Annotated in this window: 9 protein-coding genes and 1 pseudogene; 2 read left to right on the plus strand and 8 right to left on the minus strand. The window is 66.3% G+C overall.

All coding sequences use genetic code 11. The features are described 5' to 3' along the window. Positions 1-15: 15 nt before the first annotated feature. Both deoC and EOA32_RS23750 read right to left on the minus strand, forming a co-directional pair. On the minus strand, positions 16-1065 hold the full coding sequence (gene deoC / locus EOA32_RS23745) for a deoxyribose-phosphate aldolase (RefSeq protein WP_128373029.1): 1050 nt from the start codon (positions 1063-1065) through the stop codon (positions 16-18). A gap of 142 nt (positions 1066-1207) precedes the next feature. Next, complete coding sequence (locus tag EOA32_RS23750; protein WP_128373030.1) at positions 1208-2035, minus strand: ferredoxin--NADP reductase; 828 nt, start codon at positions 2033-2035, stop codon at positions 1208-1210. Positions 2036-2255: 220 nt separating this feature from the next. On the opposite strand from EOA32_RS23750, the gene EOA32_RS23755 reads away from it, so the two are divergent. Both EOA32_RS23755 and EOA32_RS23760 read left to right on the plus strand, forming a co-directional pair. Further along, positions 2256-4328 (plus strand): hydantoinase/oxoprolinase family protein, encoded by a 2073-nt coding sequence (locus EOA32_RS23755; protein WP_128373031.1) that lies wholly within the window; start codon positions 2256-2258, stop codon positions 4326-4328. Between the two features lie 2 nt (positions 4329-4330). Beyond that, positions 4331-6037 carry a hydantoinase B/oxoprolinase family protein gene (locus EOA32_RS23760; RefSeq protein WP_128373032.1) on the plus strand — a complete coding sequence of 569 codons (1707 nt, stop codon included), beginning with the start codon at positions 4331-4333 and terminating at the stop codon, positions 6035-6037. Here EOA32_RS23760 and EOA32_RS23765 read toward each other — a convergent pair whose 3' ends face one another. From EOA32_RS23765 to EOA32_RS23790, 6 genes and pseudogenes are all read right to left on the minus strand, one after another. Beyond that, positions 6038-6499: a MarR family transcriptional regulator gene (locus tag EOA32_RS23765; RefSeq protein WP_066996153.1), complete on the minus strand. Its 462-nt coding sequence runs from the start codon at positions 6497-6499 to the stop codon at positions 6038-6040. It abuts the gene before it with no gap. After that, positions 6496-7080: an amino acid synthesis family protein gene (locus EOA32_RS23770; protein ID WP_066996156.1), complete on the minus strand. Its 585-nt coding sequence runs from the start codon at positions 7078-7080 to the stop codon at positions 6496-6498. Before EOA32_RS23770 ends, EOA32_RS23765 begins: the two co-directional genes overlap by 4 nt. Continuing rightward, positions 7073-7954, minus strand: a complete 882-nt coding sequence (locus tag EOA32_RS23775) for a UPF0280 family protein (RefSeq protein ID WP_128373033.1) — start codon at positions 7952-7954, stop codon at positions 7073-7075. Before EOA32_RS23775 ends, EOA32_RS23770 begins: the two co-directional genes overlap by 8 nt. Continuing rightward, on the minus strand, positions 7954-9495 hold the full coding sequence (locus EOA32_RS23780; RefSeq protein WP_128373034.1) for a 6-hydroxynicotinate reductase: 1542 nt from the start codon (positions 9493-9495) through the stop codon (positions 7954-7956). The genes EOA32_RS23775 and EOA32_RS23780 overlap by 1 nt, the downstream gene beginning before the upstream one ends. Further along, positions 9492-12245: a molybdopterin-dependent oxidoreductase gene (locus EOA32_RS23785; protein ID WP_128373035.1), complete on the minus strand. Its 2754-nt coding sequence runs from the start codon at positions 12243-12245 to the stop codon at positions 9492-9494. Before EOA32_RS23785 ends, EOA32_RS23780 begins: the two co-directional genes overlap by 4 nt. Continuing rightward, a pseudogene (locus EOA32_RS23790) lies at positions 12242-12505 on the minus strand (xanthine dehydrogenase family protein subunit M); the annotation flags it as partial. The pseudogene EOA32_RS23790 and the gene EOA32_RS23785, both read right to left, overlap by 4 nt.

Consider the following 12505-nt stretch of genomic DNA (forward strand, 5'->3'; position numbering starts at 1 on the left):
GGGGAGGGGGGTGGCTCACGCCATCGCGTGGCGATGGTTGGCCGAATAGTGGCCGGTCAAATGATGTTCGAGCTGGCGCTCGATGTCGGTGAGCAGGCTGGAGGCGCCGAAGCGGAACAGCTGCGGCTCGAGCCAGGGCCGGCCAAGCTCTTCCTTCATCAGCACCAGCCAGTCGAGCGAGACCTTCGCGGTGGAAATGCCGCCCGCCGGCTTGAAGCCGATCAGATAGCCGGTCTCCTCGAAATAGGCGCGGATGGCGCGCACCATCGCAAGCCCGACGGGAAGCGTGGCGTTGACGCTTTCCTTGCCGGTCGAGGTTTTTATGAAATCGGCGCCCGCCATCATCGCCACCATCGAGGCCAGCATGACGTTGCGCAGGGTGGCGAGATCGCCCGTGCCTAGGATGACCTTGAGATGGGCTTCGCCGCAGGCGGCGCGCATGGCGACGATCTCGTTGAACAGTTCGCGCCATTTGGCGCCGTAAACCAGCCCGCGCGGGATGACGACGTCGATCTCGTCGGCCCCGTCCTTCACCGAGGCCTCGATCTCCTGCAGGCGGGTCGAGAGCGGCGCAAGGCCGTGCGGGAACGCTGTGGAGACGGCCGCGACATGGATGCCTGTGCCACGCACCGCATCCACGGCCGTGGCCACGAAGGGATGGTAAACACAAACCGCCGCGGGGCGGATCGTTTCGTCGGCGATGCCGAGGCCCTCGACGATATCCCGGCGCAGCGGATTGATCGCTTTGGCGCAGAGCCGGCGCACACGCTCGTCGGTGTCGTTGGAATTCAGCGTGGTCAGGTCCATGCAGGCGATCGCGCGCAGCAGCCAGGCGGCCTGGTTGTCGGCCTTGATCGAGCGCCGCTTGGTGAGGGTGGCGACGCGGCGCTCCAGCGCCGAGCGGTTGACGCTGCGCACGGATTCGAGGAAGCCGAGGTCCAGCTTCATGCCAGGATTGCGGGCAATGCCGTGCTCCAGCGGCATCGGCGTGTTGGCGGCGGCACGCGCCGGCAGCGGCATGATCTTGGACACGCCTGCGCCGGCCTCGCGGATGGTGCTGCTCATCTCCTGCCCTTTCATTCAGCGACGTGCACCGAAGATAGCCCGCGAAGTTGTCCTTCACGAGTCCTTCAGTGGCTCATAGCGGAAAAAGGCGGCAAAAGCAGTAGGTTTTTGACCGCATGGTCAAAACACTGGGAGACGCGCCTCAGCCGACGAAGGCGCGCTCGACGACGAAGCTGGCGGGGTGGCTGAGCGAGCCCTCCTGGAAGCCGAGGCTTTCGGCGAGCTCCTTGACGTCCTTCAGCATGTGCATCGAGCCGCAGATCATGATGCGGTCGGTCTCGGGATTGAGCTTGTCGATGCCGAGGTCGGAATAAAACTTGCCCGAGCCGATCAGGGCCGTGATCCGGCCCATGCGCGCCGACTCCTCGCGGGTCGTCGAATTGTAGAGCGTGACACGCCCGCCGGTCAGCTCGCCGATCAGCGGATCGGTCTCGAGCGCAGCCACCAGTTCCTGGCCGTAGGTGAGCTCGGCGTTGTCGCGGCAGGTGTGGGTGAGGATCACCTGATCGAACTTCTCATAGGTGTCGGGGTCGCGCAGCAGGCTGGCGAAAGGCGCGATGCCGGTGCCGGTCGAGATCATGAACACGCGCTTGGCGGGCGTCAGCGCGTCGAGCACCAGCGTGCCGGTCGACTTCTGGCGCAGGATGACGGTGTCGCCGACCTCAATCTTCTGCAACTCGGAGGTCAGAGGACCGTCCGGGACCTTGATCGAGAAGAATTCGAGCTCGTCGTCCCAGGCGGGGCTGGCAACTGAATAGGCGCGGAAGATCGGCTTCTCGGCATTGGGCAGCCCGATCATGACGAACTCGCCCGAGCGGAAGCGCAGCGACTGCGGGCGGGTGATGCGGAACGAGAACAGGCGGTCGGTGTAGTGCTTCACCGACACCACGGTCTCGGCATAGACATTGGCCGGGATCGGGAACTGCAGCGGCTTTGCGCCGGCGAGGTTCAACGCGGATGTCGTGTTCATCAAACCCAACTTTCCGGCGCGGACGCGAGGCGCTGGCGCCAAACTTGCTCATGCGCGCCCGAACGGTCAGGTTCCGACGTGCTCTCTGCACACTGCCAAGCGGTAAGCTCTTGTGTCCGGAATTTATTAGTATACAAATGATCTTCAGGTCAAGATGGCAGCGTAAAACGGCTTTCCAAACCGAGGCATATCCGTAGTCCTGGCATTTCGGGTTTCGGCAATGAATGAGAAATTTTCGGCGTCGGCGGGAAGCGTGGTTGCCGGCATCGATGTCGGGGGAACCTTCACCGATCTGCTCCTGATCGACGGCAAAGCCGGCGGCAAGGTGCACATCGCCAAGACCCCGACGACGGTGGAAAATCAGGCCTTCGGCGTGGTCGCCGCACTTGGCGCGACCGGCTTTCCGGTTGAGGGCATCGACCTCATCGTGCACGGCACGACGACCACCACGAACGCCGTGCTGGAGCGCCGGCTGGCCAGGACCGGCATGATCACGACGCGCGGCTTCCGCGACGTGATCGAGCTTGGACGGCGCACGCGGCCGCAAGCCTATGGCATGACGGGCACCTTCGTGCCGGTCATTCCGCGCGATCTGCGGCTCGAAGTGTCGGAGCGCGTCGAGGCATCCGGCGCGGTTCGCCTGCCGCTCGACGAGGCCGAAATGCGCGATGCCGTGAAAAAGCTGCTCGACGCCGGCTGCGAGTCGCTCGTCATCCATTTCCTGCATTCCTACGCCAACCCCTCGCACGAGCGGCGCGCGGCCGAGATCGCGGCGGAGCTCTGGCCGAACGGCCACATCACCACCGGCCATGCGCTGCTTTCGGAGGCGCGCGAATTCGAACGCGGCGTGACGGCGGCGGTCAACGCCTCGGTGCAGCCGATCCTGGAGCGCTATGTCGAGCGGCTGCGCAAGGAGCTCGCGGCGAAAGGCTATGCGCGCGACTTCCTGATCATGAACGGCAATGGCGGCATGATCTCGGCCCGCTTCGTCACGCAGGAATCGGCAAAGACCGTCATGTCCGGTCCGGCTTCCGGCGTCATCGCCGCCGCTTACACGGGAAAGCGCGCCGGCTTCGCCAACTTGGTGACCTACGATATGGGTGGCACCTCGACCGACGTGGCGCTGATCCGCAACGCCGAGCCCGCGGTCTCGAACGAGATCGAGATCGAATATGCGATGCCGATCCACGTGCCGATGGTGGCGGTGCACACCGTCGGCGCCGGCGGCGGCTCGATCGCGCGCGTCGACGCCGCCGGCCTGATCCAGATCGGTCCGGAAAGCGCCGGTGCCAATCCCGGCCCGATCTGCTATGGGCGCGGCGGCACGGAACCCACCATCACGGATGCCAATCTGGTGCTCGGGCGGCTGGCGCCGAAGAAGCTGCTTGCGGTCGACAATCCGGTCACTGTCGAGCGCGTCACCGCAATCTTCGAGGACAGAATCGGCAGGCACACGGGCCTTTCCGGCGTCGAGGCGGCCGGTGCCATCTTGAGGCTCGGCAACATGAAGATGGCGGGCGCCATTCGCATGGTTTCGGTGTCGCGCGGCCACGACCCGCGCGATTTCGCGCTGTTCGCCTTCGGCGGCGCCGGGCCGCTGCACGCGACGGCGCTGGCCCGAGAACTCGGCCTGCCGAAGGTGGTGGTGCCGGCACGCCCCGGCATTACCAACGCGCTCGGCTGCGTCGTCGCCGACCTCAGGCACGACTTCGTCAATACGGTCAACCAGCCGGTAGCGAGCCTCGACGAAGCAAAGCTTCGCGAGTTGTTGGAACGGCACCGAAACGAAGGCGAGTCGCTGATCGGCAAGGAAGCGGTGAAGCCCGATGCAATCCGCGTCACCCACTCCGCCGACATGCAATTCGTCGGCCAGACGCACATCATCAACGTGCCGCTGCCGTCATCCTCGGTTTCACGGACGACGCTGCAGCAGCTGTTCGAAAAAGCCTATTTCGCGCGTTTCAAGGTCGAACTGCCGGAGATCCGCGCCAATCTCGTCAACCTCAACACCTCGGTGACGGGTGTGCGGCCGCAGATCGACCTGTCTCAGCTGATCGACCCGGCAGGACGCGCGGCGACGCTGGAGGAGGCGCGGCGCGAGATCCGGCCGGTCTGGTACAGCGGGCGCTGGCACGACACGCCGGTCTATGCGCGCGAAAGGCTGCCGCTCGACGCAACAATCGAGGGACCGGCGATCCTCGAGCAGATGGACGCCACCACCGTGCTTGAGCCCGGCGATCATGCGCGTTCGGACGCCGACGGCAACATCATCATCGACATCGGCGAGGCCTGACAATGGCAGTCGAAGGGGCAAAGCTCGACACGATCACGCTTTCGGTGCTGCAGGCCGCCCTGCAGCAAGTTTGCGATGAGATGGATTTGACGTTTTCCCGCGCCGCCTTCTCGCCGGTCATCGCCGAGGCCAATGACCGCTCCGACGGCATCTATTCCGCCGTCGACGGCTCGCTCATCGCGCAAGGCAGCCAGGGCCTGCCGGTGTTCGTCGGCGTCATGCAGTATTCGACCAAGACGGTGATCGAGATGATCACCGACGGGCGCTGCCTGACCCCCGAGCCCGGCGACATCTACATCGTCAACGACCCCTATCTCGGCGGCACGCATCTGATGGACGTGCGCTTCGTCATGCCGGTCTACCGCGACGGCAAAATCTTCTGCTGGCTGTCCAACACCGGCCATTGGCCGGATATCGGCGGCTCGGTGCCTGGCGGCTTCTCGGCCTCGGCCACCGCCGTCGAACAGGAAGGTCTGCGGCTGCCGCCGGTGAAGCTGTTCAAGAAGGGCCTGCTCGATCCCGAGATCTACGGCATCATCTGCTCCAACATCCGCGTCGCCGACCAGCGCATCGGCGATATCCGCGCGCAGGCTGCGGCGCTGCTGATCGGCCAAGACAGGCTCAATGAAATCCTCGATCGTTACGGCGACGAAACCGTCCTCGAGGCGATCGCCGAACTGCGCCGGCGCGCCGCCGAGCAGATGCGCGCCTCGATCGCCCTTATCCCGGACGGCACCTACCGCTCGCAGGCCTTCGTCGATTCCGACGGCGTGGTGAACGAGCCGCTGACCATCAATCTCGCCGTCGAGAAAGAGGGCGACTCGCTGACCTTCGACTTTGCCGGCTCATCGAAGCCATGCGCCGGGCCGATGAACAGCGTATTGGCGACGACCTTGTCGTCGGTCTATCTCGCCATGCGGCATATCTTTCCGGAGGTGCCGATCAGCGCCGGGGCCTTCGAGCCGCTGAACGTCAAGCGGCCGGAGGGCACGTTCCTAGACGCCAAATACCCACGTCCGGTTTCGGGCTGCGCGGCGGAGGTTTCACAGCGCATCGCGGAAGCGGTGTTCGCCGCGATGGTGCAGGCGCTGCCAGAAAAGGTGACAGCGGCGCCCGCCGGCTCCAGCGGCAATTTCGCGCTCGGCGGCAACGACCCGGCGCGCGGCCGCGACTATGTCATGTACCAGATCTCCGGCGGCGGCTATGGCGGCAATGCCGGCCATGACGGCTTGAGCAATGGCTGCTCGACCATCGGCATTTCGAAATCGCCGCCGGTCGAGATCATGGAGCAGGCCTTTCCGGTGCTCTACCGCCATTACGCGCTGCGCGAAGGCTCCGGGGGCGCCGGCAAACATCGCGGCGGCTTCGGGCTCGCCTACGAGGTCGAGATCCTGCGCGGTGAAGCCCGCGCGTCGTTCGTTATGGACCATGGCCGTTTCGGGCCGCAAGGCGCGCTTGGCGGCAGGGACGGCGCGCCGAACAGCGTGACCGTGTTCCGGGGCGGCGAAGCGCATGTGCCGCCGCATCTGTCGAAAGAGCAGGACATTGCGCTCAAGGCCGGCGACCGCGTGCGTGTCGGCACGCCCGGCGGCGGCGGCTATGGCGATCCGCGCGAGCGTGATCCGAAACAGATCGCCGAGGATGTCCGGCTCGGCTATTATACGCCTGAGCAGGCGCGAGAGATGTTCGGGGTCGATCCGGTGGTTTGATCAGGCCAGCTTCGCCAGCAGCCGCAGGAAGGTTGAGGCCTCCTTGGCCGTCAGCGGCGCCAGCGTTTCCTCGGTGATGGTGCGCGCAAGCGGGATCAGCCGCTCGATCGCGTCGCGGCCTTCAGCCGTCAGATTGACCAGCAGCCGCCTCTTATCCACCTCGTGCTTGGAAAGCTCGACCAGCCCGCGCGCCTTCAGCCGGTCGATGACGCCTTTTACGGTCGCGGCATCCATGGCGATCAGCGTGCCGAGCTGGTTCTGCGAGGTCTCGCCGATGTCGTAGAGCTTGGCGAGAGCGGCGAATTGCGGCGGCGTCAGATCGCCGATGTGCGAGGCGAAGATCGCCACATGGCGCTGATGCGCCTTGCGCAGGATGAAGCCGACCTGGTCCTGCAGATGGTAGTTGTTCTCGTCCAGCTCTTCGGCTTCGACCAGCCGCAGCAGATTGTCCTCGCCGCTCATCTCAAGCCGTCCCAAGCCTTGATGTCCGCGGCCGCAAGACCGCCCATGCGGTTGTGGACTCGCGGGCCGCAGGTCATGGCGAGGCAGAACAGGATCTCATCGGGACGCGGGCCGTCGCTGATGCCGACTTCCATCGCGTCGAAATGGCTGCGCACATAGGCGGCGTTGATGTGGCCGAGCGGGACATCGAGCCGTGCGCCGAAGGCGCCGACCTTCTTCGCCGATGGCACGATCGCCTTGGCGTCGCCGAGCCGCTCGCGCATGGCGTAGCCGCCGGGCACGTGCCAGAGCGCGCCGTGCTCCAGTTCGCCGGCACTGCCGACGATGGCGCCCTTGCCGTAACCGTCGATCTTTTTCACATCGCCGCCAAGGGCTGCGATCAGCCTGTCGGAAAGCAACAGCCCGAGCGGCTTCAGGTCCTCCATCGCGCCCTGCAGGTCCTCGACATATCGACCGGCAAACGGGTTCTTGACCACGGCGAGAGCCGCGGCGCGCAGGCGCGGCTCCTTCGCCGCTGGGCCGCCGTCGTGGAAGATCTCTTCGGTCAGCACCGCGACCTTGCGGATCGGGAATTCAGGCATGGGCAGTTTCCTTCGCTTTATGCTTGTTGGGCGCAGCGAGCGCCACGGAGCCACTGATGCGGGTTTGGCCGGCAAGGAACAGCGCCGACGCCGCGATCAGGCCGCGCCGGCGAAAATTTTCGGCGACGGCAAGGCCGTTGTCCAGCGCCCGGGCCACCTCGCCGGGCGCTAGCCCGCCGACGCCCTGCGTCACCAGCCGTTCGCCGAGATCGCTGTCGGGCGAAAGATCCCGCGCCGGCACGCGATGAACCGCCGGATGCGCAGGCAGGTCGACCGCGTTGGCAATCAGCGTCGCCGCGGCATCCGCCTCGGCGCCGGTCCGCGCCAGCACGGTGACCGCGTCGGCGATGCCCAGCGAAAAGGAGCGGCCGCGCCAGCCACTGGTGGCGACGCCGCGCACGCCGTCTTCGGCGCGGATCGTGATCCGGTCGGCCATGCCGTGCCCGGTGCCGGCGATCGCCAGCGTTATTGTCTCGCCCTTACCGAGATGAATGGCGCTGTCGCCGCCATTGTTGACGTAGGCGCGCTCGAGCCGGCGTCCGGTGAGAAGCGCGGCCAGAACTTCGTCGGCTACCGAACCGGCGACCGCAGCCATCGGTGTGATGAAGCTTTCCGCGAGCGGTGCGACCGCGGCCTCCATGCGCCGCGCGGTCGGGCCTGCAAAGCCGCACGGCGTCAAAGACGCCGGACGGCGCAATTCGGGAAGCTCCTCGACCAGTTCGGTCAGAATCGTCTGGAAGCGCGCGACGGCCTGCGCGCAGGCGGCGCGGCGTTCAGCTGCATCGCCAAAGGCCTCCACGATGAGGTCGATCGGCCCGTGATTGAGATGAAGCCGCCTGCCGTCGGCGAGCCAATGCGCCTGCGGGCCGTTCATCAGTCGGCCCCATTGGCCGGGGTGCGGCGCAATTGCGCCAACGGCGGCCAGGGATTGCCGGCCGGCGCGCCGACATTGCTGCGCGGATTAAGGTATTCGCCGCCTTTGGCAAGAATGTCCTCGACGCTGCGGATCTCGTCCTCGTAACCGCCGAGCCGGACGTAGTCGTCGCGGCGCATGGTGAATTCGATCGGCGCGACCAGCGCCGGCGTCGGCACATAACCGAATGCGCCTTCCGGCACGCGGGTGACATCGACCATCAGGGTGATGCCGCCGCCCGGCCAGACATAGACCGGCGCGCCGCCGACCGTGACATAGGTCTTCAGGCCCTGAACCGAGCGGGTGAGATTGACCGGGTTTTCGGTGACGCCGGCGCGCAGCGAGCCGCCCGCGCCGCCGATGAAGAGCACGGTGCACAGGGCCGGCTCGCAATTGTCCTCGATCAGGCCGACGGATTTCTGCAGCCGCTCCGGGAACGGTTTTTCGACCGGTTTCAACTGATCGTCCAGTTCGTAGTAAGCGAACTGTTCGCCCGTGGTCGAGACCATCAGCAGCGACAGGCCGGGGCGAGCACCCTTCTTGGCGTTCCAATCGCCCAGGATCGACAGCGGATCGGAGATCGTCGTGCCGCCCCAGCCGAGACCGGGCTCCGAAACCTTGAAGTAGCGGCCGGGCGTCGAGCGGCGGCCGATGATCTTTATCCCGGTATCCTCCCAGCCCAATACCTTGCCGGCCTGATGTTCCGACACGACGCCGGTGATATGGTCGTCAACCACCACAACCTCGTCGACGAGCCCGCGCCATTGCGTGGCGAACATGCCGATGGTGGCCGAGCCGCAGCCGACGCGCATGCGATGCTCGATCTTGCCGTCGATGACCGGCGCCTTGCCAGCCTCGACAATGACCGTCGCACCGCCGTCGATGGTGAGCTCGACCGGCTTTCTGTTGCAGAGGTTGAGCAGCGCGTCGCAAGTCGCGCGGCCTTCAGCCTTGGAGCCGCCGGTCAAGTGATGCACGCCGCCAAGTGACAGCATCTGCGAGCCATACTCGCCAGTGGTGACGTGGCCGATCGCCTCGCCTTCCGAGCGCACGGTCGCCGTCTCGTCGCCGATGTGGCGGTCGGTATCGATCTTCACCTTGACGCCGCAATAAGAGAAGATGCCCTCGGTGACGACGGTGACGAGATCGACGCCCTCGACCTCCTGGCTGACGATGAAAGGTGCGGGCTTGTAATCCGGGTAGGTGGTGCCGGCGCCGATCGCGGTGACGAAGCGGCGGCCGGTGTTGACCAGCTCGCCACCCCACTCCTCGCCCTCGGCGACGAATGGCACGACCGCGCCGCCGGTCTCGGCCGCGTGGTCGAGGACGGTGAGAGGGTCCATGCGCACGATGCGCCCGCCGACATTGCCGTAACGGTCGCAGGCCCCGGTGCGGCCGTCGGCGATGTAGCACATCACCGGACAGGCATCGCATCGAATCTTCTCCGCCACCTGCTTCTCACCGGGATCGTGGGTTTCGAAACGTTCGGCAAGCTCGCTCATCGGCGCGCCTCCTTCTCGCGGATCGCCGCCAGGATGCGGCTCGGCGTCGCCGGCACTTTAGTGACCAGCACGCCGGTGGCATGTCGGATGGCGTTGAGGATCGCCGGCGCGGTCGGGATCAGCACATGCTCCCCCAAACCCTTGGCGCCGAAAGGTCCTTCCGGGTCCGGAACTTCCACCAATATGTGCTCGACCGGCGGCACGTCGCCGATGGTCGGGATGAGGTAGTCGTGCAGGTTCTCGGTGCGGCCGGGGATATATTCCTCCATCAGTGCCATGCCGATGCCTTGCGCGATGCCGCCCTCGATCTGCCCCTCGACCAGTACCGGGTTGATGGCCTTGCCGACATCATGCGCGGCGGTGATCTTGAGCAGCTTCACCGTGCCCAGCTTGAGATCGACCTCGAGCTCGGCGATCTGGGCGCCATAACCATAGACGGCGTAGGGCTTGCCCTGGCCCTTGGCGTCGAGCGGCAGCGTGGGCGGATCGTAGGTCTCTTCGGCGACGAACACCACGCCATCGGCATCGACCTTCAGTGTTGACAGATCGATGCGCCGCGTCGCGTCCCCCTCGCGGATTGAGATGCTTGCGCCGTCGAGCGCGATCGTCGCCTTCTCGGAAACATTGGCGAAACGCAGGATCTTTTCGCGCAGCGCTCGGCCTGCCTTTTCGGCCGCCTTGCCGGTCACAAAAGTCTGGCGCGAGGCGGATGTTTTGCCGGCGTCCGGCGTGATGGCGGTGTCGGCGCTCTTCAGCCGGAATTTCGCCAACGGCAAGCCGAGCGCATCGGCACAGATCTGGGTGATGACCGTGTTCGAGCCTTGGCCGATGTCGACGGCGCCCTGGTGGAGCACGACATCTCCGGAGGCAGAGATGCCGACCTTGATCGTCGAAGGATTGGGCAGCGAAGTGTTGCCGCAGCCATACCAGCAAGAGGCGACGCCGACGCCGCGCTTGCTTGCCGTGTTGACGGCGTTGAAGGCTTCCGCCTCGCCAAGCGCGCGCGCCCAATGCGGTTGAAGCAACTCCAGGCATTCACCGATGCCCACGCCCGATTCCAGGCGCTGGCCTGTGACCGTTTCGCACCCGTTCCGAAGGCAGTTCTTTAGCCGGAAATCGAGCCGATCCATGCCAAGCTTGCCGGCGAGCTCGTCGTAGAGGGTTTCCTGCATGATGGTCGCTTGCGGCACGCCGAAGCCGCGGAAGGCGCCGGCGATCGGGCCGTTGGTATGGATGGCCCTGCCCGTCGCCCGGTAGTGCGGCGTCTGATAGGGACCGGAGGCATGCACCGGCACGCGGTTGGCAACCGTCGGGCCCCAGCTTGCATAGGCGCCGGTGTTGAAGTCGCCCTCAAAGATCATTCCGGTGACGCGGCCCTCGGAATCGGCACCGATGGTCGCCTTCATCTCGGCCGGATGGCGCTTGGTGGTCGACATCATGGATTCGTTGCGCGTGTAGGCGAGTGCCGCCGGCCTGCCGGTCTTCAGCGCCACAAGGCCGATCAGAGGCTGCAGCGAGACATCGAGCTTCGAGCCGAAGCCGCCGCCGGTGGCGGTCGGCACGATGCGCACCTTTTCGACCGGGAGGCCTAGCACCTTGGCCGTGTCGTCGCGATCCATGTAGGGCGCCTGGGTGCAGGCGACGATGACGAGCGTGTCGCCATCCATGTAGGCGAAGCCCGCCTCCGGCTCGATATAGGCATGCTCGACGAAGGAAGTCTCGATGGCGCCGGAGGCGGTGACAGCAGCGGCAGCAAGGGCGCCGTCGGGGTCGCCATGTTCGACATAGCCGGAGGTGAGCAGGTTCGCCGGGCGATGCCGGTGGATCAGCGCCGCGCCGTCGGCTTTCGCTTCGCGGGGCTGCAACACATGCGGCAGTTCCGTCCAGGCGATCGGAAAATCCGTCAGGTCGAGGTCGAGGATGGCTTCGCGCTCGCCCGCCACCAGCGCGACCGCCTCGCCGCGAAGGCGCGCGAAACCTTCGGCGAGGGCCGGCTGATCAGCAAAGGGGCCGATGACCCCGAAGCAGTTCTTGCCCGGAATGTCGGCGGCGGTGAAGACGCCGGCAATGCCGGGATGCGCTTTGGCCCAGGCGTCGAGATCTCCGAAGCTGAAACCGGCGTGATAGTAGGGCGAGCGGACGACCAGCACCGACAGCGCGTCGTGCGGAAAGGAATCGCCGCCGAATTTTTCGTCGCCGGTAACCTTCGGCACGCCGTCGAGCCGGATCGGCGAGGCGCCGACGGCGCGGCCGACCTCCGGCAGGCGACGGTCGAAACCATCCATATGCTGCGAGGCATGCATCACCGCCGCGACGATTTTCCGGTACCCCGTGCAGCGGCAGAGCACGCCGCCGAGCGCATCCTGCGTCTCGGCCTCACTCGGCCTTGGCTTGCGCTCCAGCAGCGCGGTAGCCGCCACCAGCAGCCCCGGCGTGCAGATGCCGCATTGCGCGGCGCCGTGTTCGAGAAATGAGGCCTGCAAGGCCGACAACCTGCCGTTGGCGAGGCCCTCGACCGTGATGACGGACGCGCCGGAGACCGAGGCCGCCGGCACAAGGCAGGCGCAGACGGGATTGCCGTCGACCAGCACGGTGCAGGCGCCGCAATCGCCGGCGTCGCAGCCGACCTTGGTGCCGGTCAGCCGCAACTCGTCGCGCAGAACCTGCGAGAGCCGCCGCACCGGCGGCACCGACACGCTGACAGCCGCGTCGTTGACCTCGAAGGCAATATCGGTGCGCTCCATTGTCATGCGGCCACCTTGCCTTCGCCAAGGCTGGTCGCAGCGCACACTGCGCGGACAACGATCTCGCGCGCCGCATGCTCCCGGTATTCGGCGCTGCCGCGCACATCGGCGATTGGCGACAGTTCGTCGATCGGCGCGGCGAGCACCGCGCCGGCAAGGGCATCGTCGGCCGGCAGGCCGAGCAAGGCCGCCTCGACACCCGCGAGCCGCCTGGCGACCGCCGAGCAGGCGCCGACGGCGATGGCCGCTTCAGCGACGGCGCCATC

It is taken from the genome of Mesorhizobium sp. M1A.F.Ca.ET.072.01.1.1, assembly GCF_004023325.1.
GTDB lineage: Bacteria > Pseudomonadota > Alphaproteobacteria > Rhizobiales > Rhizobiaceae > Mesorhizobium.